The organism is Kocuria sp. U4B, from assembly GCF_054875615.1.
In genome coordinates, this window is the sequence record NZ_CM142180.1 from 2319486 (window position 1) to 2341939 (window position 22454).

The 22454-nt window shown below is 70.5% G+C and carries 17 protein-coding genes and 3 rRNA genes; 15 read left to right on the plus strand and 5 right to left on the minus strand.

Translation table 11 applies throughout. The annotated features are described in order from the left end of the window. The first annotated feature begins 46 nt into the window (after positions 1–46). Positions 47–1213, plus strand: coding sequence for a helix-turn-helix domain-containing protein (locus tag ACYSMR_RS11015; protein ID WP_461745235.1), 1167 nt, complete (start codon positions 47–49; stop codon positions 1211–1213). Between the two features lie 12 nt (positions 1214–1225). Here ACYSMR_RS11015 and ACYSMR_RS11020 read toward each other — a convergent pair whose 3' ends face one another. Further along, on the minus strand, positions 1226–2041 hold the full coding sequence (locus ACYSMR_RS11020) for a lysophospholipid acyltransferase family protein (RefSeq protein WP_461745237.1): 816 nt from the start codon (positions 2039–2041) through the stop codon (positions 1226–1228). A gap of 245 nt (positions 2042–2286) precedes the next feature. Between ACYSMR_RS11020 and ACYSMR_RS11025 the strand changes: the two genes are divergently transcribed. Continuing rightward, positions 2287–2685 (plus strand): DUF4870 domain-containing protein, encoded by a 399-nt coding sequence (locus ACYSMR_RS11025; protein WP_251332097.1) that lies wholly within the window; start codon positions 2287–2289, stop codon positions 2683–2685. Here the strand turns inward: ACYSMR_RS11025 and ACYSMR_RS11030 are convergent. Together ACYSMR_RS11030 and ACYSMR_RS11035 are read right to left on the minus strand one after the other, a co-directional pair. Then, the gene (locus ACYSMR_RS11030) at positions 2682–3668 is read right to left on the minus strand and encodes an IS481 family transposase (RefSeq protein ID WP_461745239.1); all 987 of its coding nucleotides are present in this window, start codon (positions 3666–3668) and stop codon (positions 2682–2684) included. The two genes, ACYSMR_RS11025 and ACYSMR_RS11030, sit on opposite strands and share 4 nt — an antisense overlap. A 140-nt stretch (positions 3669–3808) precedes the next feature. After that, positions 3809–5071, minus strand: a complete 1263-nt coding sequence (locus ACYSMR_RS11035; protein WP_461745241.1) for an MFS transporter — start codon at positions 5069–5071, stop codon at positions 3809–3811. Positions 5072–5136: 65 nt separating this feature from the next. On the opposite strand from ACYSMR_RS11035, the gene ACYSMR_RS11040 reads away from it, so the two are divergent. The 6 genes from ACYSMR_RS11040 to ACYSMR_RS11065 all read left to right on the plus strand — a co-directional run bounded on the left by ACYSMR_RS11040 (position 5137) and on the right by ACYSMR_RS11065 (position 9529). Beyond that, positions 5137–5766 (plus strand): DNA-3-methyladenine glycosylase I, encoded by a 630-nt coding sequence (locus ACYSMR_RS11040; protein WP_461745243.1) that lies wholly within the window; start codon positions 5137–5139, stop codon positions 5764–5766. Positions 5767–5824: 58 nt separating this feature from the next. Continuing rightward, a complete protein-coding gene (locus ACYSMR_RS11045; RefSeq protein WP_251332094.1) occupies positions 5825–6022 on the plus strand; it encodes a hypothetical protein in 198 nt (65 codons plus the stop codon). Positions 6023–6025: 3 nt separating this feature from the next. Next, on the plus strand, positions 6026–6859 hold the full coding sequence (locus ACYSMR_RS11050) for a PhzF family phenazine biosynthesis protein (protein WP_461745245.1): 834 nt from the start codon (positions 6026–6028) through the stop codon (positions 6857–6859). A gap of 123 nt (positions 6860–6982) precedes the next feature. Next, positions 6983–7852, plus strand: a complete 870-nt coding sequence (locus tag ACYSMR_RS11055; RefSeq protein WP_309126370.1) for an SMP-30/gluconolactonase/LRE family protein — start codon at positions 6983–6985, stop codon at positions 7850–7852. A gap of 59 nt (positions 7853–7911) precedes the next feature. Next, a complete protein-coding gene (locus tag ACYSMR_RS11060; RefSeq protein ID WP_461745248.1) occupies positions 7912–8703 on the plus strand; it encodes a MerR family transcriptional regulator in 792 nt (263 codons plus the stop codon). A gap of 97 nt (positions 8704–8800) precedes the next feature. Then, a complete protein-coding gene (locus ACYSMR_RS11065; protein ID WP_461745250.1) occupies positions 8801–9529 on the plus strand; it encodes a TetR/AcrR family transcriptional regulator in 729 nt (242 codons plus the stop codon). Here the strand turns inward: ACYSMR_RS11065 and ACYSMR_RS11070 are convergent. Continuing rightward, a complete protein-coding gene (locus tag ACYSMR_RS11070; RefSeq protein ID WP_461745252.1) occupies positions 9502–10047 on the minus strand; it encodes a GNAT family N-acetyltransferase in 546 nt (181 codons plus the stop codon). The genes ACYSMR_RS11065 and ACYSMR_RS11070 overlap by 28 nt on opposite strands. 129 nt (positions 10048–10176) lie before the next feature. Here ACYSMR_RS11070 and ACYSMR_RS11075 point away from each other — a divergent pair, with 129 nt between their 5' ends. Both ACYSMR_RS11075 and ACYSMR_RS11080 read left to right on the plus strand, forming a co-directional pair. Next, on the plus strand, positions 10177–12312 hold the full coding sequence (locus tag ACYSMR_RS11075; RefSeq protein WP_461745254.1) for a 3-hydroxyacyl-CoA dehydrogenase NAD-binding domain-containing protein: 2136 nt from the start codon (positions 10177–10179) through the stop codon (positions 12310–12312). A gap of 66 nt (positions 12313–12378) precedes the next feature. Then, a complete protein-coding gene (locus ACYSMR_RS11080; protein WP_461745256.1) occupies positions 12379–13617 on the plus strand; it encodes an acyl-CoA dehydrogenase family protein in 1239 nt (412 codons plus the stop codon). A gap of 89 nt (positions 13618–13706) precedes the next feature. Here ACYSMR_RS11080 and ACYSMR_RS11085 read toward each other — a convergent pair whose 3' ends face one another. Beyond that, on the minus strand, positions 13707–14057 hold the full coding sequence (locus ACYSMR_RS11085) for a hypothetical protein (RefSeq protein ID WP_251332086.1): 351 nt from the start codon (positions 14055–14057) through the stop codon (positions 13707–13709). Positions 14058–14657: 600 nt separating this feature from the next. Between ACYSMR_RS11085 and ACYSMR_RS11090 the strand changes: the two genes are divergently transcribed. From ACYSMR_RS11090 to ACYSMR_RS11110, 5 genes are all read left to right on the plus strand, one after another. Then, positions 14658–16181, plus strand: a 16S ribosomal RNA gene (locus tag ACYSMR_RS11090). A gap of 633 nt (positions 16182–16814) precedes the next feature. Continuing rightward, positions 16815–19948 (plus strand): 23S ribosomal RNA (locus ACYSMR_RS11095). 218 nt (positions 19949–20166) lie between these two features. Next, positions 20167–20283 (plus strand): 5S ribosomal RNA (gene rrf / locus ACYSMR_RS11100). Together the 16S, 23S and 5S rRNA genes form the textbook arrangement of a ribosomal RNA operon. A gap of 148 nt (positions 20284–20431) precedes the next feature. Then, on the plus strand, positions 20432–21250 hold the full coding sequence (locus ACYSMR_RS11105) for an alpha/beta fold hydrolase (protein WP_461745259.1): 819 nt from the start codon (positions 20432–20434) through the stop codon (positions 21248–21250). Between the two features lie 164 nt (positions 21251–21414). Next, on the plus strand, positions 21415–22353 hold the full coding sequence (locus tag ACYSMR_RS11110; RefSeq protein ID WP_309126394.1) for an SDR family oxidoreductase: 939 nt from the start codon (positions 21415–21417) through the stop codon (positions 22351–22353). Positions 22354–22454 lie beyond the last annotated feature (101 nt).

Genomic DNA, 22454 nt, shown 5'->3' on the forward strand with positions numbered 1-22454 from the left:
CCGAACAACTGTCGTGCGGGCATGAAAGAGGGAGACGGTGCAGCAGGTGGACCGAGAACAGCCGTGGACGTCGCTGCCGCCGTCGCTGACCCCGCTGCTCATGCCGCACCTGGCCGAGGTCACGCAGGAGCTGCTGGACGCCGTGCGCGAGGACGTGCCGGTCTACGCCCGCCCGCTCGAGGGCCTGTTCGGGGACGGCATCCGCCAGGGCGTCGACGTCGCCCTGACCCGCTTCCTGCACCTGCCCGGCACGCACCAGCCGGCGCTGCAGGACGAGGACCGGCGGGTCTACGAGGGACTGGGCCGCGGCGAGGTGCGCGAGGGCCGGCCCATGGACGCCCTGTTCGCGGCCTACCGCTCGGGCGCCCGCACCACCCTGCGCTCGCTGTCCCGCGTGGCCATGGAGGCCGGCTTCGAGGCCTCCGTGCTGATCGGCCTGGCGGAGTCCGTGTTCGCCTACATCGAGGAGCTCTCCGCCGCCAGCGCCGAGGGCTACGCCGCCGAGCAGTCCGAGCGGGCGGGCGAGCGGGACCGGCTGCTGGACACGGTGGCGGAGATGCTGATCCGCGGCAACGCCGACGAGGAGTCCGTGCGCTCGGCCGTGCACGCGGCCGGCTGGACCCTGCCCGAGCGCGTGGTGGTGGTCACCCTGCCCGCGGACCGGCGCATGGGGCTGCGGTCCCGCCTGGGCCGGCGGGCGCTGCTCACTTCCCGGCCCGGCGACGTCGTGGCGGTCGTGCCGGAGCCCGCCTCCCCGACGGCGCGCCAGGAGCTGGGGCGCGTGCTGGCCGGGCGGGCCGCGGTGGTCGGCCCAGGGCGTCCCTGGCAGGCGGCTCCCGACTCCCTGCGGCTCGCCGTCATGGCCCGGGAGCTGCTGGCCCACGATCCCGACGGGGAGGGGCCGCTGTGGGTTTCGGAGCGCCTGGCGGAGCTCGTCCTGCTGGGGGAGCGCACCGTGGTCGAGGACCTGGGCGCCCAGCGGCTGGCCCCGCTGGAGCGGCTGCGGCCCGCGCAGCAGGAGCGGCTGGTGGCGACCCTGCTGTCCTGGCTCAAGCACCACGGCCAGCGCGCGGCGATGGCCGCGGAGCTGGTGATCCACGAGCAGACGGTCGGCTACCGGGTCAACCAGCTGCGCGAGATCTTCGGTGAGGCGCTCAACGACCCGCAGGCCCGGTTCGAGCTCGAGCTGGTGCTGCGCGCCCGCGCCCTGTGAGCGCCGGGGGCCTCAGCCCGTGGTCCGGTAGGACTCGCGCTCGCGCTGGTCGTAGGCGACCTGCTCCGCGACGGTGATCGCCCCGCCGCCCAGGTGCGCGGGCATCCACCACGCGCCCGGCGGGGGGGCCTCGGGATAGGTGGCGATGCAGTGGTCGATCCCCGCCTGCAGCGCCGCCCGCAGCCGGGCGCTGGCGGCGAGCACGTCCTCGCCCGGGCCCACGTGCAGCTCCGGGCCGACGTGCACCCGCACGGGGGTTCGCCACACGTCGCGCAGCCGGATCCCGCCGCGGCCGCGGGTGAGCATCCGGTGCCCGCCCCACACGGCGACGGGGACGATCGGGGTGCCGGTCTCGGCGGCCATGCGCGCGACCCCGGTGCGCAGGGGGCGCACGGTGTAGCTGCGGCTGACGCCGCCCTCCGGGAACACGGCGACGAACTCGCCGCAGCGCAGCTTCGTGACGGCCTCGGCGTACGCGGGGGCCCCGTTCGCGCGGTCGACGACGACGTGGTCGCACAGCCGGCACACCGCGGTGACGAACGCGCTGCCGGTGTGCTTGCGGGTGATGAGGAACCGGGAGTGGGCCCGCAGCCGGCGCCAGATCACCAGCTGGGCGAACACGAAGTCGAGGTAGCCGAAGTGGGTGACCGCCACGACCGCGCCCCGGCCCGGGACGACCTCGCGGGTCAGCCCGTGCACGAGCTGGCCGGCGGGCAGGTGCTCCTCGCCGGACGCGAGCACGGGCACGCGGAAGAGCTTCGTGGCGGCCAGCCCGGCCAGGACGATGGCGCGGTAGGCGTGCTTGCTGGGGCGCAGCGGCAGGGCCACGGTCCCTCCTCGGGGACGGGGCCCGCGCGGGCGGGCCGGGAACGGTCTGCCGAGAATCGTAGACCAGGACGGCCGTCCCGGCGCCCGCCCGCCGGGAGGTCCGGGGACCCGTCCCGGAGCGGACCTGCCCCGGCGGGCGACCGTGCCCGCGAAGTGCGGTCAACCCCCATACCGGACGGGCCCCGGGCCCCGCTACGCTGGCAGCACCGCGCCGATGCGGCCCCGTTCCCGACCAGGAGACCCCGATGTCCTACCTGCCTCCGTCAGCACCGCAGCCGCAGTACCGGGTGGAGAGCGACGACCGTACGATCGCGATCCTCACCCACCTCTCCGGACTGGTCGGCGCGCTGTTCTCCCTGGGCTGGCTCGGCTTCGTGGGCCCGCTCGTGGTGTGGCTCGTCCACAGGGACAGGAACCTGTTCCTGCGGGCCACCGCCGCCGGGTCCTTCAACTTCAACCTGTCCATGTGGCTGCTCAACGCGGCCGCGTTCGTGTGCTTCGCGACGATCCTGCTCATCCCGGTGGCGATCGTGCTGTGGATCGTCGCCTTCGTGGCACTCGTCGTGTGCCACGTCCTGGCGATCGCCAAGGCCAACCGGGGCGAGGTCTACCGCTACCCGATGCAGCTGCCCGTGCTGCGCTAGCTGTACTGACCCGGGAGGTTGGTTAAGCGGGTGACTGGGGGCTTGTTCCCGCAGGCGGTGTGTGGCCGGTGGTGGTTGTACTCGTGGAGCCATCCTGTCAGGGCTTGGCGGCGTTCGGTCTCGCTGGTGTAGCAGCGGGCGTAGCCCCACCCGTCGGCGAGGGTCCGGTGGAAGCGCTCGATCTTGCCATTGGTCTGGGGCCGACGCGGCCGGGTGCGGGAGTGCCTGATCCCGAGGTCGGTGCAGGTATCACGCCACAGGTGCGAGACATAGGCCGAGCCGTTGTCGGACAGAACCCGTTCGATGGTGACGCCACGCTGGGCGAACCAGATCACCGCCCGTCGTAGCACGGCGGTGGCGGTCGCGGCGGTCTCCTCGTCGTGGACCTCGGCGTAGGCCACGCGGGAATGGTCGTCGATGACGGTGTGCACGAAGGCGTGGCCCATCTTCGGGTTGCGGTACTTGTTCTTCGGCTTCTCCGGGGTCCCCGCCCGGTTCTTCTTGCCCTGGGCGCGGCCGACGAAGCGCCAGCCGCCGCCGTCGGGAATGTTGCCGAACTTTTTGACGTCGACGTGCAGCATCGCTCCTGGGGTCGGGTGCTCGTAGCGGCGCACGGGCTCGCCCGTGGCCCGATCGACGTGCGCCAGGCGGGACAGGCCGCATCGGGTCAGCACGCGGTGGGCGGTGGAGGCCGCCACCCCGGTCGCGGCGGCGAGCTGGACCGGGCCGAGGCGTTTGCGCAGTCGCAGAGACACGATCCGCTTCGTGACCGGCAGCGGGGTCTTGGCCGGCATCGTGTGCGGCCGGGAGGGGCGGTCGGTCATCGGTTCCCCGGCGGCGTAGCGGGTGGCCCAGCGCTTCACGGTCGGCCACGCGCACTGGAAGCGCGCGGCGACTTCAGCGATGGGGACATGCTGATCGATGACCAGCTGCGCCACTTTGAGGCGGTGACGCGGGGTCAGAGCGGCATTAGCGTGGGACATGAGGGCCTCCTGTGCGTGAGCGGATACCTAGGCAGTTCCACTCCACCGCGGGAGGCCCTCCTTGCGCCACTGCTTCAGGTCAGCGGATCACACCCACTCCACCAACGTCCCCGGTCAGTACAGCTAGCCCCCGGACCGGCTCACCGGCCGGCCGCCCGGGCCGGGGCGGCCGGCCGCGCCCGGTGGCCGAGCACGACGACCGCCACGAGGACGAGCAGGGCCGCGCTGAGCCCGGCGAAGCCGATCAGCGCCAGCACCGGACCGGCGAGCGCCCCGCCGGACGCGCCCGCGAGGTTCATGAACAGGTCGGAGACGCCCTGCAGCGGCGGGCGCTGCGCCGGCGGGACGGCCTCGGCCACGAGCGCCGAGCCCGCCACGGTGGAGGCGGACCAGCCCAGCCCGAGCAGGACGAGGCTCGCGGTCACCAGCACGGGGGAGCCGGAGCCGAGCCAGGACAGGACCAGGCAGCCCACGAGCAGCGCCTGGCCGAGCAGGACGGTGGGGCGCCGCCCCACCCGGTCGGCGAGCGTCCCGAACACGGGGGCCAGCGCGTACATCCCGGCCACGTGCAGGCTGATCGTCAGGCCCACGACGCCCAGCGACGCCCCCTGCCCGGTGAGGTGCACCGGGGTCATCGACATCAGGGCGACCATCACGGCGTGGCTCAGCGCCACGGTGAGCACCGCCCGGCGGGCGCCGGGGGAGGCGCGCAGCACCGCGAGACCTCCCGCGGACGACGGCCGGCCCCGCCCCGCGGCCTCCCCGTCGGCGACGGCGACCAGCAGGGGGTCGGGGCGCAGCGCCGTGAAGTACAGGAGGGCGCCCGCGGCCTGGGCCACGAGGGCGATGACGAACCCGCCCGTGAGCCCGGGCAGCCCCAGGGCCCGGCCGATCGCCTCGCCCGGCCCGAACAGGTTGGGCCCGGCCACCGCGCCGAGCGTCGTCGCCCACACCACCAGGGACAGGTCCCGGGCGCGCGTGTCGTCGCGGGCCAGGTCGGTGGCCGCGAAGCGGGACTGCAGGCCCAGCGCCGAGCCCGCCCCGAGCAGGGCCAGGGCCACCAGCAGGACGGGGAAGCTGGCCAGCGCCGCCGCGCCGACCGTGAGCGCCGCCCCCGCCACGGCGACCAGGGCGCCGGTGCCCAGCGAGACCCGGCGGCCCCTCGCCCGGGCCAGCCGCGCCAGGGGCACGGCGAGCAGGGCCGCGCCCAGGGTGTTCATGGTGGCGGCCATCCCGGACCACGCCGGGGACCCCGAGACCTCGGTGAGCAGCAGCGCGCCCAGGGCCAGGGTCGCGCCCACGCCCAGTCCGCCCAGCACCTGGCCGAGGGCCAGCACGCGCACGACCCGCCGCTGCAGGGCGCGCCGGTCCGCCGCGCCGTCCGTCGGGTGCATGACGGCCATGCTATGCCCCCGGGGCGGGCGGCGGTGCGGTGTCCCGGCGGTCACCGGTGTGGTTCCATGCCGTCATGAGCCCCGATCCCCGCCCCGCCCCCGACCTCGTGGCCGGCGACGACGGCCTGGCCCGCCCCCGCTGGGCGGCGTCGGACCCGCTGCTGCGCGAGTACTACGACACCGAGTGGGGGCTGCCCGTGCGCGACGAGCGCGGCCTCTACGAGCGGATCTGCCTCGAGGGCTTCCAGGCCGGACTGTCCTGGGCCACGATCCTGCGCAAGCGCCCCGCGTTCCGGGCCGCTTTCGCGGGCTTCGACCCGGACGCGGTGGCCGGGTTCGGGGAGGACGACGTCGAGCGGCTCCTGGGCGACCCCGGGATCGTGCGCCACCGCGGCAAGATCGAGGCAACCGTGGGCAACGCCCGGGCCACCGTCGCCCTGCGCGCCGAGGGCGGGCTGCCCGGCCTGGTGTGGTCCTTCCGCCCGGCCCGCACCCCCCGCCCGCGCACGTTCGCCGAGATCCCGACGCGCTCGCCGGAGTCCGAGGCACTGTCCCGGGCGCTGCGGGCCCGCGGCTTCCGCTTCGTGGGGCCCACCACGATGTACGCGCTGATGGAGGCGGTCGGCATGGTGGACACGCACCTGGTGGGCAGCCACCGCCGCGGCAGCGCCGGTGTGTGGCCGGAGCCCGGCCCTCCTGCGTAGGATGCCAAGCACCGAACCCGGCGGCGCCCCGCGCCGCCTTCCGGCAGGAGGCCCGGCCGTGTACGACAACAGCAAGCAGCGCAGCTCCGTGCTGCCCCTCGTCCTGAGCACCGCCGGCTCCGCCCTGGTCGGGATGGTCGTGCGCCGGCTGCGCCGGGACCGGGCCGTGGCCCGCGGGGCGGCGGCCCCGCGCAACGGCCGGCGCTCCGAGCCGGCCCGGCCGCGCCGGCGCACCCGCCGGGGCCCGGTGCTCTGAGCCGTGGCCCGCCACGAGATCAGCTGGGTCGACGTCTTCTCGACCGTGCCGCTGGGCGGCAACCCGCTCGCCGTCGTGCACGGGGCCGGCGACCTCGGCGAGGACACCATGGCGCGCTTCGCGCGCTGGACCAACCTGTCCGAGACCACCTTCCTGCTCGAGCCCGAGGACCCGGCCGCCGACTACCGCGTGCGGATCTTCACCCCGGGCGGGGAGCTGCCCTTCGCCGGGCACCCCACCCTCGGCACGGCCTCCGCGTGGCTGGCGCTCGGGGGCGAGCCCGCCGGGGAGGACCTCGTCCAGGAGTGCGGGGCGGGGCTGGTGACCGTCCGGCGCAGCGGCGGGCAGCTGGCCTTCGCCGCCCCGCCGCTGCTGCGCTACGAGCCCGTGGCGGAGCCGGGGCTGCTGGAGCGGGTCGCCCGGTCGCTGCGGCTGGACCCGGCGGCGCTGCTCGACGTGTCGTGGCTGGACAACGGGCCCGGCTGGATCGGCGCCCGCGTCGCCGACGCCGCGACCGTGCTGGGGATCCGGCCCGACTGGGCGGCCATGGACGGGCTCAAGCTGGGCGTGGTCGGCGCGCACCCGGAGGGCACGGAGTGCGCGGTCGAGGTCCGCGCGTTCGTCGGGGACTGGGTGGTCGAGGACCCCGTGACCGGCAGCCTCAACGCCGGGATGGGCCGCTGGCTCACCGACAACGGGTGGGCCCCGGACGCCTACGTCGCCGCCCAGGGCACCGTGCTCGGGCGCGCGGGGCGCATCGCGGTGCGGCGGGAGGCGGACACCGTCTGGGTCGGCGGGCACGTGGGCGCGGTGGCGCACGGCGTCGTCGACCTGTAGCGCTCCGCGGCCCCGGCGGGTCCGCTCGGTATCGTGGGGCCATGACGACCCAGGACATCATCCCCCACCCGGACCCGACCCCCGGCACGGCCCAGCCGGCCGCGCGCGAGCGGAGGTCCTGAGATGACCGTGCAGCGGCTCACCGCCGAACGGATCACCGACTCCGTGGCCTACCACGCCGAGGGGCCCTGCTGGTCCGAGCGCTGGGGCGGGCTGCGCTGGGTCGACATGCTCGCCGGGGACGTCCTGTCCCTCGGGGCCGACGGCCGGGTGCTGCGCACCCACGTGGGCGACGTCGTGGCGTGCGTGCGGCCCCGAGCCACCGGCGGAGCGGTGCTCGCCGTGGAGCGGGGCGTGGCCCTCCAGGACCCCGACGGCGCCGTGCACCCGGCCCAGCTGCTCTGGGACAGCCCTGGGATCCGGATGAACGAAGGCGGCGTGGGCCCCGACGGGTGCCTGTACGCCGGGTCCATGGCCTACGACCAGGCCGAGGGCGCGGCGACCCTCTACCGGGTGCACCCGGACCTCACGTGGGAGCCCGTGCTCGAGGGGGTCACCGTCTCCAACGGGATCGCGTGGTCACCGGACGGCACCCGCGCCTACTACAACGACACGCCGACCGGGAAGGTCGACGTCCTCGACTGGTCCGAGGCCGGCGGGCTCACCGGCCGGCGGACCTTCGTGGTGCCGCAGCTCGAGGAGGGCGACGTCCACCCCGACGGGCTCACCGTGGACGCCGAGGGCGCTGTCTGGGTGGCGCTGCACGGCGCCGGCCAGGTGCACCGCTACACGGCGGACGGCGAGCTCGACACCGTGGTGGAGGTCGGGGCGCGCCAGACCACCGCGTGCTGCCTGGGCGGAGACGACCTGCGGACCCTCTACATCACCACCTCCCGGGAGAACCTGGACGCCGACGAGGACCCCGCCGCCGGCTCCCTGTTCGCCGTGGGGGTGGCCGTGCCGGGACTGCCCGTGCTGCCGTTCGCGGGCTGAGCCCCCGCTCCGGCCGGGGCCTTGACCCTCACGCCACGGGAGGGTCCACAGTGGAGGACATGGACGGAACACGACCGGCGGCGGACGAGAGGCTCACCGTGGGGCAGGTGGCACAGCGCTTCGGCGTCACCGTGCGCACGCTGCGCCACTACGACGACGTCGGCCTGCTCACTCCCGGCGAGCGGTCGGCGGGCGGCTACCGCCTGTACACCGCGGCGGACCTGCTGCGGCTGCGCCACGTCGTGGTCTACCGCCGCCTGGGCTTCTCCCTCGGGGAGATCGAGCGGATCCTGGCCGCCGAGGACGAGGAGGCCGTCGTCGTGCACCTGCGCCGCCAGCGCGAGACCGTCCGGGCGAGGCTCACCGAGCTGGAGGACCTCGTCGCCGCGATCGACCGAGCACTGGAGGCAGAGATGACCGGAACCGACCTGACCCCGGAGGAGCAGCGCGAGCTGTTCGGGGAGGGCTTCAGCGACGAGTACGCGGCCGAGGCCGAGCAGCGGTGGGGCGGCACCGACGCGTGGGAGCAGTCCCGCCGTCGGGCCTCCCGCTACACCGAGGCGGACTGGCGGCGGATCGCGGAGGAGGCCCAGGCCCTCAACCGCCGGTTCGCCGAGGCCAAGCGGGCGGGACGGCCCGCGACCTCGGCCGAGGCGATGGACGCCGCCGAGGCCGCCCGGCGCCAGATCCACGAGCGCTTCTACGACCTCACGCCGGAGTTCCACCGCCACCTGGGGGACCTGTACGTGGCGGACCCCCGGTTCACCCGGACCTACGAGGACCTCGAGCCCGGCCTCGCGCAGTACGTGCGGGACGCGATCCACGCCAACGCGGACCGCGCCGCGGGCTGACCGTCGGCCCCGCCCGCACCCCGGCCGCACCCCGGCCGCACCCCGGCCGCGCCGGTCGCCGGGGTGCGGGCGTCTACGATCGAGCGGAGGAGGCACCATGACCCAGACCCCCGGCGCGTCGCCGGACGTCGTCACCGACTCGATCCGGCTGCTCGCCGAGCAGGGCTGGGAGGCCACGACCGTGGACCAGCTCGCCCAGGCCGCCGGGATCAGCCGGGCCACGTTCTTCCGCAAGTACGGGTCCAAGGAGGACATCGTCTTCGCGGACCACGCGGCGAACCTCGCGGCGCTCGAGCGGCTGCTCTCCCACCCGGGGGCCGACCCCGCGGCGGTGCTGCGGGAGGGCGTCCTGCTCGTCTTCCGCCACCACCTCGACCACCGTGACCGCACGCTGGTCCGGCACGCCCTGCTCCGGCAGGTGCCGCAGCTGCGCGACCGCGAGCTGATCACGTCCCACCGCTACGAGCGCGTCTTCCGCGGCTGGCTGCGCCGCGTCCTGCCGGAGAGCCCGCACCGCGAGACCGTCGCCACGGCCCTGCCCGCGGCGGCGGTGGCCGTGCACAACGCCCACCTGCGCGGCTGGCTGCGCGCGCCCGGCACCGACCCGTCCGCCGAGCTCGCCGCGCAGACCGAGCGCCTCGCCCGCACGCTGCTGGCCGGGTTCGACGACGCCGCGGGCCGGGCCGGGGCGAGCGGGCAGGCCGCGGCCCGCCCTGCCGTCGTCGTCACCGTCCTGGACCCCGGCGCCGACACCGAGACGGTCGTGGCCTCCGTGCGGGACGCCCTGGACGGGCGGGCTCAGACCTCGTCGGCGAGGACCGCGTAGACCAGCTCGTCCCGCCACTGGCCCAGCTGGCGGTGGCTCTGCCGCAGGGTGGCCTCGCGGCGCATCCCGATGCGCTCGCAGACCTTGGCGGAGCCGGTGTTGAGGGCGTCCAGGCTCGCGCGGACGCGGTGGGCGCCCAGCTCGGCGAAGGCGAACTCGAGCGCCGCGCGGGCCGCCTCCGAGGCGTAGCCCTTGCCGGCGTGGTCCGGGTGGACGACCCAGCCGATCTCGACCTGGGCCGCTTCCGCGTCCGTCAGGGTCAGCACGATCTCGCCCAAGAGCTCGCGCGAGCCCCGGGGGGAGACGGCGAAGCGCACGTGGTCGCCGTCGCGGTCCCACGGGCGCAGCCCGCTGTTGTCGGCCACGGCCCGTTCGCAGTCCCCGCGCGTGCGCGGGCCGCGCCACGCGTACTGCGCGTAGTCCTCACGGCTCTGGTAGGAGTACATGGGCTCGACGTCGGCCGCGTCGAAGCGGCGGAACGCCAGGCGCTCGGTCTGGGGAGGCAGCACGTCGATCATCAGCACCCAGACTAACGGGCCTCCCTGCGGCGGCGGAGGCCGCACAAGGACTTTGAGACTGAATGCCTTGACATGAGACTGAGTCTCAACGACAGTGGTGTCCATCACACGCCGACCAGGAGTCCGTCCATGGCACCCACCGCGGAGACCGCGTCCTTCCCCTCGACCGTCACCGTCCGGGTCGAGCACCCCGTCCTCCCCGGCCGCCACCGGCCCGTCGCCCTGGTCCGGCTGGACCCGACGACGCCGGGCGGGCTGATCATCTGGGGCTCCGAGGCGCTGCGCGGGTTCCGGGAGGCGGTCGGGGCCATCGACCAGTCCGCCGTCGAGGCGATCGTGGTCACGGGCAACGAGCGGTCGTTCGGGGCCGGGGCGAACCTCAAGGAGATCCGCTCCGCCCAGCTCGGCGGCGACTCGGACCGCTACGTCGGCCTGGGCCACGAGGCCTTCGGGCTCCTGGCCGACGCGACCGTCCCCACGTTCTCCCTGGTGACCGGCCAGGCCCTGGGCGGCGGCCTGGAGCTGGCCCTGCACACCGACCACCGCGTCGCCCACCGCCGCACGGGACCGCTCGGGCTGCCGGAGTGCCGGCTCGGCTTCTTCCCGGGCTGGGGCGGGGTGCACCTGCTGCCCCACCTGATCGGCCCGGCGGCCGCCCTGCGGATCATCGTCTTCGACTCCATGCGGGGCAAGCACCTCAAGGCGCCGGAGGCGCTCGAGCTCGGCCTCGTGGACGCGGTGCTCGACGCCGCCCCCGGGACCGAGGACTGGGAGGCCGGCTGGCAGCAGTGGGTGGCCGGGCGGCTCGGGGCGCTCGAGGCGGGGGAGTCCCGCCGCCGGGCCGGCACCCCCGGCGGCACGGGCGAGCGGGAGTGGGCCGACGCCGTCGCCCTGGCCCGGGACCGCGCGGAGCGCACCTGGCACGGCGCGGCCCCGGCCCCCCTCGTGGCCGTCGACCTCGTCGCCGACGCCCGCACCGAGTCCCGCACCGAGAACGGCGGGAAGGCCGTGCGCGCCTTCGCCGAGCTCGTGCGCGGGGACGTCGCCAAGGCCTCCCTCTACGCCTTCGAGCTCGTCTCCACCCGTTCCCGGCGGGCCGCGGACGTGCCCGACGCCGAGCCCCGGCCGCTCCGCAAGGCCGCCGTCATCGGCGCCGGTCTGATGGCCGGCCAGCTCGCCTCGCTCATCGCGGGCGGCGCCCGGATCCCCGTGGTGATGACCGACCTCGACGACGACCGGCTCACCGCCGGCGTGCAGCAGACCCGGGACCGCTTCGCCGCCCAGGCCGCCAAGGGCCGGATCACCGCGGAGCAGGCCGAGCAGCTCTCCGCCCTCGTCACCGGAGCGACCCGGCCCGAGGACCTCGCGGACGCCGACTTCGTGATCGAGGCCGTCTTCGAGGACCTCGAGGTCAAGAAGGCGGTCCTCGCCCAGTGGGAGAAGCTCGTGCGCCCCGACGCGGTCCTCGCCACCAACACCAGCTCCCTGTCCGTGACCGCGATGGCCCGGGACCTCGCGCACCCCGAGCGCGTCGTCGGCTTCCACGTCTTCAACCCGGTGGAGGTGACCCCGCTGCTGGAGATCGTCGCGGGGGAGCGGACGGACGACGTCGCGCTCGCCACCGCCTTCGGCCTCGCCGCGACGCTGCGCCGCACGGCCGTGCGGGTGCAGGACGCCCCCGGGTTCGTGGTGAACCGGGTCCTGACCCGGCTGTTCGACGTCGTCGTCCGGGCGGTCGACGCCGGGACGGACGTGCGCGAGGCGGACCACGCCCCCGACCCCCTGGGCCTGCCGATGACCCCGCTGCAGCTGCTCGACTTCGTGGGTCCGGCCGTGCAGCACCACGTGGGCGAGACGATGCGCCGGGCCTACCCCGACCGCTTCGCCGGCTCCCCGTGGCTGGACGCCGTGGTCGGGGCAGGCCTCACGCACGTCCTGCCCACCGAGCAGGAGCCCGCCACGGGCGCCGACGGCTACCTGGCGGCCGGGGCGGCCGCGCTGCTGGAGCGCACCCGGGCGGCGCACCCGGAGCGCGCCGCCGGCGCGCCGGGCTCCGCCGCGGGCCTGCTCGCCCGCATCCAGGACGCCCTCGCCGAGGAGATCGCCGCGATGCTGCGGGAGGGCGTCGTCGCCGGCCCCGAGGACGTGGACCTGTGCATGGTCCTCGGGGCCAACTACCCCTTCCACCTGGGCGGGATCACCCCGTACCTCGACCGCGTGGGCGCCGCCGAGCGCGTCACCGGCCGGCGCTTCCACCAGCACTGACCGGCTCCCGCACCACCACCACCGCAGCCCGACGGCAGCACCGCCGCACAACGAAGGATCCTTTACATGAGCGCCATCCCCGAGACCGGCGAGAACCTGTTCCCCGCCGGCACCGTCGAGCCCGACTACGTCCTCGGCGAGGCCCTCGGCACCGACGCCGCCGGGGCGTTCGACGCGATCTCCGACGCCGACCGCGCGCACTGGATGCGTGCCCGGGCCTTCGTCCAGGAGGACCTGCTGCCCGTGATCGGCGAGCACTGGGACCGGTCGGAGTACTCCCTCGACCTCGTGCGCCGGCTCGGCGAGCTCGACCTGCTGCGCGACGGCGTGGCCGTCGACGGGTACGGACCGATGTCCAAGACCGCGGCCGGCCTGGTCAGCATGGAGCTCTCCCGCGGGGACGGCTCCATCGCGACCGTCTCCGGGGTCCAGGGCGGGCTGGCCATGCGCTCGATCGCCGTGTGCGGGTCCGAGGAGCAGCGGCAGCGGTACCTGCCGCGGATGGCCACCGGGGAGCTGCTCGGCGCGTTCGCCCTCACGGAGCCCACCCACGGGTCCGACTCGGTGAGCCTCGAGACCCGTGCGACCCCCGCCGAGGGGGGCTGGGTGCTCAACGGCGAGAAGAAGTGGATCGGCAACGGGTCCATGGGCGGGATCACCGTGGTGTGGGCCCGCTCCGACGAGGACGGCCAGGTCCGCGGGTTCGTCGTCCCGCAGGAGAGCGGGGGGTACACGGGCACGACGATCCGCGGCAAGCTCGCGCTGCGCGCCATCCACCAGGCGCACATCCGCCTGGAGAACGTCTTCGTCCCCGCGGAGAACGCCCTGCCCGCAGCGCGCTCCTTCAAGAACACCGCCGAGGTCCTCTTCGCCACCCGCATCAGCGTGGCGTGGGGCGCGGTGGGCCACGCCCAGGCCTGCTACGAGACCGCCGTGCAGTACGCGAAGCAGCGCGTGCAGTTCGGCCGGCCCCTGGCGGCGTCGCAGATCGTCCAGGAGCGGCTGGCCCGGATGCTCAGCGAGCTCACGCAGATCCAGGTGCTGGTGGCGCGGATGACCGAGCGGGAGGAGGCGGGCAGCCTCACGGGGGAGCAGGCGTCGCTGGCGAAGTACACCTCCACGCGCGCCGCCCGATCGATCGCCGCCAACGCCCGCGACCTCATGGGCGGCAACGGCATCCTCATCCAGAACCGGGTGGCCCGCCACTTCGCGGACATCGAGGCCCTGCACACCTACGAGGGCACCGAGACCATGCAGGCGCTGATCATCGGGCGCAGCATCACCGGGCTCTCCGCGTTCGCCTGAGCGGCCGGTGCACGAACGGGCGGGGCCCCCGGTCGGCAGATCCGACCGGGGGCCCCGTCCGTTCGCAGCGCGCGGCGCACCGCCGGCGCTCAGTCCAGCGGGTCACCGCCGGCGTGGAACGAGTCGTTGCTCGAGTCGATCTCGTCCTCGAAGGCGTGGTTCTCCGGGACGTCCAGGTCCGCGAGGGCCTCGCCCATCCGCGGCTCGTAGGGAGGAATCTGCTCCTCCCCCTGCTCGTAGCGGTCCTCCTCCATCTCGTCGCGCTCCTCCTGCTCGCTGGGCACGTCCGGGTGGTCGAGGTCCACGCGCGCCGGCTCCTCAGACTCCTCGGCGTCCTCGCCCTCGATGAGCGGGTCGTCGCGCCAGTGGTCCGGGTCCAGCTCGGCGGCGCCCTCGTAGGTGTCGGGAGTCTCCGGCAGTTCTTCCGGTGAGGTGCTCATCTGCTGTCCTTTCGGGTCGCGGATACGGTGTTCCATCAGCCTACGCACGATCGGGCCCGTGCCCGGGTCCCGGCCGGGCCGTTCGCGCACCGCGTGCGCCGACCGCCGGAGCACCGTCGCGGACCCCGCAGCGCAGCCGCCCCCGGGGGCGCCGCCCGGCTTCCTTCCGTGCTGTTGACGCCCCCGCGGAGCGTGTGTAATGTACTCCGAGTCGCCGCAGGGGACGCGAGAAATCGCCCCGGTCCGACGCCGCCGATCCAGGCAAACCACCCATCCGGTCGCAACGAGCCGGTGCCCGCTGAGCGGGAACCGCCGGTTGCAGCAGGGGTGCGGAACGGATAAGCTGGACAGGTTGCTTCGGCGGCCGCGAGGAATCGTGGTGCTGGGCGGTTTTCTTTCTTCGAGTTCTGGGCCTTGGGGGTCTGGTTCTTGGTCTGTTGTTTGAGAACTCAATAGTGTGCCATGTTTGTTGATGCCAAATGTTTTGTTTGGTTGATTGGCCGTTGCTCGTTCCGCCTCCGTGGGGTGGGTGACGGTGTCAGCCTGGATCGTCCGGGTGTCCTGCTTTGTGGTGGGGTGTTCGGGTTGGTTTTCTGTTTTTTGACGGAGAGTTTGATCCTGGCTCAGGACGAACGCTGGCGGCGTGCTTAACACATGCAAGTCGAACGATGATGCCCAGCTTGCTGGGCGGATTAGTGGCGAACGGGTGAGTAATACGTGAGTAACCTGCCCCTGACTCTGGGATAAGCCTGGGAAACCGGGTCTAATACTGGATACGACCTTCCACCGCATGGTGGGGGTGGAAAGGGTTTACTGGTTTTGGATGGGCTCACGGCCTATCAGCTTGTTGGTGGGGTAATGGCTCACCAAGGCGACGACGGGTAGCCGGCCTGAGAGGGTGACCGGCCACACTGGGACTGAGACACGGCCCAGACTCCTACGGGAGGCAGCAGTGGGGAATATTGCACAATGGGCGAAAGCCTGATGCAGCGACGCCGCGTGAGGGATGACGGCCTTCGGGTTGTAAACCTCTTTCAGTAGGGAAGAAGCGCAAGTGACGGTACCTGCAGAAGAAGCGCCGGCTAACTACGTGCCAGCAGCCGCGGTAATACGTAGGGCGCAAGCGTTGTCCGGAATTATTGGGCGTAAAGAGCTCGTAGGCGGTTTGTCGCGTCCGCTGTGAAAGCCCGGGGCTCAACCCCGGGTCGGCAGTGGGTACGGGCAGACTAGAGTGCAGTAGGGGAGACTGGAATTCCTGGTGTAGCGGTGAAATGCGCAGATATCAGGAGGAACACCGATGGCGAAGGCAGGTCTCTGGGCTGTTACTGACGCTGAGGAGCGAAAGCATGGGGAGCGAACAGGATTAGATACCCTGGTAGTCCATGCCGTAAACGTTGGGCACTAGGTGTGGGGGACATTCCACGTCCTCCGCGCCGTAGCTAACGCATTAAGTGCCCCGCCTGGGGAGTACGGCCGCAAGGCTAAAACTCAAAGGAATTGACGGGGGCCCGCACAAGCGGCGGAGCATGCGGATTAATTCGATGCAACGCGAAGAACCTTACCAAGGCTTGACATCCACCGGACCGCCCCAGAGATGGGGTTTCCCTTCGGGGCTGGTGGACAGGTGGTGCATGGTTGTCGTCAGCTCGTGTCGTGAGATGTTGGGTTAAGTCCCGCAACGAGCGCAACCCTCGTTCTATGTTGCCAGCACGTGATGGTGGGGACTCATAGGAGACTGCCGGGGTCAACTCGGAGGAAGGTGGGGATGACGTCAAATCATCATGCCCCTTATGTCTTGGGCTTCACGCATGCTACAATGGCCGGTACAAAGGGTTGCGATACTGTGAGGTGGAGCTAATCCCAAAAAGCCGGTCTCAGTTCGGATTGAGGTCTGCAACTCGACCTCATGAAGTCGGAGTCGCTAGTAATCGCAGATCAGCAACGCTGCGGTGAATACGTTCCCGGGCCTTGTACACACCGCCCGTCAAGTCACGAAAGTTGGTAACACCCGAAGCCGGTGGCCTAACCCCTTGTGGGAGGGAGCCGTCGAAGGTGGGACCGGCGATTGGGACTAAGTCGTAACAAGGTAGCCGTACCGGAAGGTGCGGCTGGATCACCTCCTTTCTAAGGAGCCGTTGACCACCGTGTGGTGGTCGCCCCCGCTTCGAGCAGCCGTAGGTGCTGCCGGTGGGGTGAGCTCATGGGTGGAACATCAGCAGGCAAGCGGCCGCACCTTAGGTGCTGGTCGTTCTCTTCTTCAGTACCCGCTCACCGCGGGCTGCCGGGTTGCCCCGGTGGTCGTGGTGGTGGTGGAACGGTGGGGGACGTCCGGTGGAGGAGCGGTCCATGGCGCACTGTTGGGTCCTGAGACAACAGGCCCCGACCCGGGCGCACCGGTTCCTGCGCTGCTGGTCCCCTTTGCGGGGGCGGTGGTGGAGGGGTGGTGGGTTCGTGGTGGGTGGTGAGATGTCTTTGGTTCCCGGCGCCCCGCCGGCGGCGGTGACGGCCTGATGGTCGTGACTTCCGCCCGTGAGTGTGGGGTGTGCGGGTTGTTGTTTGAGAACTGTATAGTGGACGCGAGCATCTTAAGAACTGGTGCCGCAGCAGTCGCAGGGGTCGTCTTCGGGCGTCTCGGCGGTGGTTGTGGTGCCTCAAGTTCGTGATTGATCGCCGCCCAGTGCTGCGGGCAGCGGGTCCTTCTCCTTGCGGGAGGGGGCCGGTGGTCGTGGTGGTGGGTCGGTGTGTTCTGTGATCATGTGGCAAGTTTTTAAGGGCGCACGGTGGATGCCTTGGCATCAGGAGCCGATGAAGGACGCGGTAATCTGCGATAAGCCTCGGGGAGCTGATAAACGAGCTGTGATCCGAGGGTCTCCGAATGGGGAAACCCCGCCGCGTGTTATGCGTGGTGACCCGTACCTGAATTCATAGGGTGCGTGGAGGGAACGTGGGGAAGTGAAACATCTCAGTACCCACAGGAAGAGAAAACAACAGTGATTCCGTCAGTAGTGGCGAGCGAACGCGGAAGAGGCCAAACCGATGGTGTGTGAGACCCGGCAGGGGTTGCATCATCGGGGTCGTGGGGCGTGTCGTCCCGGGTCTGCCGGCCCGGGCGTGTGAGTGCAGGACGATAGTCGAACCGGTGTGAGTGCCGGGCCGTAGAGGGTGGGAGTCCCGTAGACGAAATCGTTGCTGCCGCACGGTGCACGTACCCAAGTAGCACGGGGCCCGTGAAATCCCGTGTGAATCTGCCAGGACCACCTGGTAAGCCTAAATACTACCTGATGACCGATAGCGGACCAGTACCGTGAGGGAAAGGTGAAAAGTACCCCGGGAGGGGAGTGAAATAGTACCTGAAACCGTGTGCCTACAATCCGTCGGAGCCCTACAAGGTGACGGCGTGCCTTTTGAAGAATGAGCCTGCGAGTTAGTGTTACGTCGCGAGGTTAACCCGTGAGGGGTATCCGTAGCGAAAGCGAGTCTGAATAGGGCGAGTGAGTGGCGTGATCTAGACCCGAAGCGAAGTGATCTACCCATGGCCAGGTTGAAGCGCGTGTAAGAGCGCGTGGAGGACCGAACCCACTTCAGTTGAAAATGGAGGGGATGAGCTGTGGGTAGGGGTGAAAGGCCAATCAAACTTCGTGATAGCTGGTTCTCCCCGAAATGCATTTAGGTGCAGCGTTACGTGTTTCTTGCCGGAGGTAGAGCTACTGGATGGCCGATGGGCCCTACAAGGTTACTGACGTCAGCCAAACTCCGAATGCCGGTAAGTGAGAGCGTAGCAGTGAGACTGTGGGGGATAAGCTTCATAGTCGAGAGGGAAACAGCCCAGACCACCAACTAAGGCCCCTAAGCGTGTGCTAAGTGGGAAAGGATGTGGAGTTGCTTAGACAACCAGGAGGTTGGCTTAGAAGCAGCCACCCTTGAAAGAGTGCGTAATAGCTCACTGGTCAAGTGATTCCGCGCCGACAATGTAGCGGGGCTCAAGTACACCGCCGAAGTTGTGGCATTGCACCAACGATACCCAGCCGGGGCCCTCGTGGTCCTTGGTTCAGGTGGTGCGATGGGTAGGGGAGCGTCGTGTGGGCAGTGAAGCTGCGGGGTAACCCAGTGGTGGAGCCCACACGAGTGAGAATGCAGGCATGAGTAGCGAATGACGGGTGAGAAACCCGTCCGCCGGATGATCAAGGGTTCCAGGGTCAAGCTAATCTGCCCTGGGTCAGTCGGGACCTAAGGCGAGGCCGACAGGCGTAGTCGATGGACAACGGGTTGATATTCCCGTACCGGCGAAGAACCGCCCATATCGAACCGGGGACACTAACCACCCGAACCGCACCAGGTGCCGGCCATTGGCCGTCACCGGTGGCGGGGAGCGTGGGACCTGAACCGGGGAGGTAAGCGTATTAACAGGTGTGACGCAGGAAGGTAGCCGAGCCGGGCGATGGTAGACCCGGTCTAAGCGTGTAGGGCGATCCGTTGGCAAATCCGCGGATCATGCGCCTGAGACGTGACGGGACCCCCATCCGTGGGGGGATTCGGTGATCCTATGCTGCCGAGAAAAGCATCGACGCGAGGTTCCAGCCGCCCGTACCCCAAACCGACACAGGTGATCAGGTAGAGAATACTAAGGCGATCGAGAGAATCATGGTTAAGGAACTCGGCAAAATGCCCCCGTAACTTCGGGAGAAGGGGGCCCGGACCGTGGACACCACTTGCTGGTGCGAGCGGGTAAGGGCCGCAGAGACCAGGGGGAAGCGACTGTTTATCAAAAACACAGGTCCGTGCGAAGTCGCAAGACGATGTATACGGACTGACTCCTGCCCGGTGCTGGAAGGTTAAGAGGACCTGTTAGCCTCACGGCGAAGCGGAGAATTTAAGCCCCAGTAAACGGCGGTGGTAACTATAACCATCCTAAGGTAGCGAAATTCCTTGTCGGGTAAGTTCCGACCTGCACGAATGGAGTAACGACTTCCCCGCTGTCTCAACCATGAACTCGGCGAAATTGCAGTACGAGTAAAGATGCTCGTTACGCGCAGCAGGACGGAAAGACCCCGAGACCTTTACTATAGTTTGGTATTGGTGTTCGGTGTGGCTTGTGTAGGATAGGTGGGAGACTGTGAAGCGGGCACGCCAGTGCTCGTGGAGTCATCGTTGAAATACCACTCTGGTCACTCTGGACATCTAACTTCGGCCCGTGATCCGGGTCAGGGACAGTGCCTGATGGGTAGTTTAACTGGGGCGGTTGCCTCCTAAAGAGTAACGGAGGCGCCCAAAGGTTCCCTCAGCCTGGTTGGCAATCAGGTGTCGAGTGTAAGTGCACAAGGGAGCTTGACTGTGAGAGCGACAGCTCGAGCAGGGACGAAAGTCGGGACTAGTGATCCGGCGGTACATTGTGGAATGGCCGTCGCTCAACGGATAAAAGGTACCTCGGGGATAACAGGCTGATCTTGCCCAAGAGTCCATATCGACGGCATGGTTTGGCACCTCGATGTCGGCTCGTCGCATCCTGGGGCTGGAGTTGGTCCCAAGGGTTGGGCTGTTCGCCCATTAAAGCGGTACGCGAGCTGGGTTCAGAACGTCGTGAGACAGTTCGGTCCCTATCCGCTGCGCGCGCAGGAAATTTGAGAAGACCTGTCCTTAGTACGAGAGGACCGGGACGGACGAACCTCTGGTATGGCAGTTGTACCGCCAGGTGCACCGCTGCTTCGCTACGTTCGGAAGAGATAACCGCTGAAAGCATCTAAGCGGGAAGCTCGCTTCGAGATGAGATTTCCACGCACCCTTTAGGTGCGAGAGGCCCCCAGCGAGACCACTGGGTTGATAGGCCGGAGGTGGAAGCACGAACCAACGACGTGCGCAGCCGACCGGTACTAATAGGCCGACAACTTACCCCACACCCACCCCCACCACCGTGGGGACCCGGGCACGCCCCGGACCACGGGTGGGAACACACAGAACACCGCGTCCACTATACGGCTCCCAACCAACAACCCCGCCGGGTTGCACGGTTGCGCAGCACACAACTGAATCCACAGCCACCAGCCTGTGACACGAACTTCCCACCCCACCACCCGCCCCGCAGCGGGCCCGGTACGGGGCGCGGAGCACGAGTTACGGCGGTCATAGCGTGGGGGAAACGCCCGGTCCCATCCCGAACCCGGAAGCTAAGACCCACAGCGCCGATGGTACTGCACCCGGAAGGGTGTGGGAGAGTAGGACACCGCCGGACCACACCAGAAGGGTCGAGCCCCCGCACCACACGGTGCGGGGGCTCCCCACCTTAACCACCCCCCCCGAAGAACACGCCACCACCCCACACCGGGTCCTTGGCTACGCTGAGGGGCACACCGTCCGATCGCCGTCAGGAGCCGCTGACCATGCCCGACGCCATGCCCCCGACCCCCACCGCCGACGTCAACGGGATCACGCTGACCCTCACCGACCGTGGGGAGGGCCCTGTCCTGCTCCTGCTGCACGGTCACGCGTACGACCGGAGCATGTGGGACCGGCAGGTCGAGGTCTTCGCGGCACAGGGCTGGCGCGTGGTCGCCCCGGACCTGCGGGGCTTCGGCGGCTCGGGGATCACCGAGGGCATCGTCTACACGGAGGAGTTCGCGGACGACGTCGCGGCGCTGCTGGATCGGCTCGGCGTCGACGAGGCCGTGGTCGTCGGGTTCTCGATGGCCGGGCAGATCGCCCTCGAGCTCGTCCACCGCCATCCGCAGCGCGTGCGCGCCCTCGTCGTCAACGACACCGTGCCCCAGGCCGAGGACGCCGCCGGCCGGCGACGCCGTCACGTCACCGCGGACGCCATGCTCACCGGGGGCATGGCGGCGTACGGCCGCAACGTCCTGGACAGGATGATCGCCGAGTACAACGTCGAGGCGCAGCCCGGGACGGCCGCCCGGGTGCTGGCGATGCTGCAGGGCGCCCCGGCCAAGGGGGCGGCCGCCGCCATGCGGGGCCGGGCCGAGCGCCGCGACTTCACCGGACTGCTGCCCGGTCTCACGATCCCCGTCCTCGTGGTCGTCGGCGCGGACGACCCCTTCGACGGCGGCGCCGGCCGGCGGATGGCCGAACTGGTGCCGGGGGCGCGGCTCGTCGTCGTCGACGGCGCCGGTCACACGCCGAACGTGGAGCAGCCGGAGGTGTTCGATCGGGCGCTGGGCGAGTTCCTTCGCCACCTTCCCGCCTGAGGCCCGGCCCGCGCACCCCCACCGACACCCCGCCCCACGCCCCGTGGTGGCGGGGTGTCGTGTTCTCCCACAGAGAACCTGCGGCAAATCGGCGGGTCATCAGTAGGCTTCCCACGAATTCGTCAGTATGCTTCTATGACTAGTGCACGACGAGAGGAGTGAACGTGACCGAGACGAACGGGACCAACCCGGACGACTCCCAGCGGGAGACCACGGACCAGCTCACCTTCCAGAACCCGGTGACCCGCTACCCCGTCATCGAGCCGCCGGTCCAGGACCAGGTGGAACCCGGCCTGGACGTGGAGCTCGAGCCGAAGACCGACCGCGGCGAGTTCTCCTACCGGGGAACCGGCCGCCTCGAGGGCCGCAAGGCGCTCATCACCGGTGCCGACTCCGGCATCGGCGCAGCCGTGGCCATCGCCTTCGCGAAGGAGGGCGCGGACATCGCGCTCAACTACCTGCCCGACGAGGAGCCCGACGCCCAGGTGGTCAAGGGCATCATCGAGAAGGCCGGGCGCACCGCCGTCCTGCTGCCCGGGGACCTCACGGACAAGGACTTCTGCGAGGTGCTCGTCGAGAACGCCGTGAACGGTCTGGGCGGGCTCGACATACTCGTCAACAACGCCGGCAAGCAGATCGCGGTGGAGAACCTCGAGGAGCTGGACGACGAGCAGCTCACGGACACCTACGAGGTCAATATCCTCGCCATGTTCCGGATCACGAAGGCGGCGCTGAAGCACCTGCCCGCCGGCTCGTCGATCATCAACACCACGTCGATCCAGGCGTACCAGCCCTCGCCGACGCTGCTCGACTACGCGTCCACGAAGGCGGCGATCAACAACTTCACCAAGGGCCTGGGCCAGCAGCTCGCCCCCCGGGGCATCCGCGTCAACGCCGTGGCCCCCGGCCCGTTCTGGACCCCCCTGCAGGTCACCGACGGCCAGCCGAAGGAGGCGCTGCCCGAGTTCGGCAAGTCGACCCCCATCGGCCGCGCCGGCCAGCCCACCGAGCTCGCGCCGGCCTACGTGTTCCTGGCCTCGCCGGAGTCCAGCTACGTCATCGGCGAGACCCTCAACGTCAACGGAGGCAGCCCGTCGCCGTGAATCCGTGCTCCCGCGCCCGCGGAACGTCGCGCGCACGGGCCCCGGGAAATGCTTGGCGAGCCGGGTGAATCCGCATAGGCTGACATCAGCTCGCACCCCTA

What these genes read in the sequence shown, in the direction of transcription:
- ACYSMR_RS11065 (WP_461745250.1), top strand. Translation starts at nt 8,801, where the DNA reads ATGACCCAGACCCCCGGCGCGTCGCCGGACGTCGTCACCGACTCGATC.
- ACYSMR_RS11025 (WP_251332097.1), top strand. Translation starts at nt 2,287, where the DNA reads ATGTCCTACCTGCCTCCGTCAGCACCGCAGCCGCAGTACCGGGTGGAG.
- ACYSMR_RS11080 (WP_461745256.1), top strand. Translation starts at nt 12,379, where the DNA reads ATGAGCGCCATCCCCGAGACCGGCGAGAACCTGTTCCCCGCCGGCACC.
- ACYSMR_RS11030 (WP_461745239.1), bottom strand. Translation starts at nt 3,668, where the DNA reads ATGTCCCACGCTAATGCCGCTCTGACCCCGCGTCACCGCCTCAAAGTG.
- ACYSMR_RS11105 (WP_461745259.1), top strand. Translation starts at nt 20,432, where the DNA reads ATGCCCGACGCCATGCCCCCGACCCCCACCGCCGACGTCAACGGGATC.
- ACYSMR_RS11055 (WP_309126370.1), top strand. Translation starts at nt 6,983, where the DNA reads ATGACCGTGCAGCGGCTCACCGCCGAACGGATCACCGACTCCGTGGCC.
- ACYSMR_RS11060 (WP_461745248.1), top strand. Translation starts at nt 7,912, where the DNA reads ATGGACGGAACACGACCGGCGGCGGACGAGAGGCTCACCGTGGGGCAG.
- ACYSMR_RS11070 (WP_461745252.1), bottom strand. Translation starts at nt 10,047, where the DNA reads ATGATCGACGTGCTGCCTCCCCAGACCGAGCGCCTGGCGTTCCGCCGC.
- ACYSMR_RS11075 (WP_461745254.1), top strand. Translation starts at nt 10,177, where the DNA reads ATGGCACCCACCGCGGAGACCGCGTCCTTCCCCTCGACCGTCACCGTC.
- ACYSMR_RS11040 (WP_461745243.1), top strand. Translation starts at nt 5,137, where the DNA reads ATGAGCCCCGATCCCCGCCCCGCCCCCGACCTCGTGGCCGGCGACGAC.
- ACYSMR_RS11035 (WP_461745241.1), bottom strand. Translation starts at nt 5,071, where the DNA reads ATGGCCGTCATGCACCCGACGGACGGCGCGGCGGACCGGCGCGCCCTG.
- ACYSMR_RS11085 (WP_251332086.1), bottom strand. Translation starts at nt 14,057, where the DNA reads ATGAGCACCTCACCGGAAGAACTGCCGGAGACTCCCGACACCTACGAG.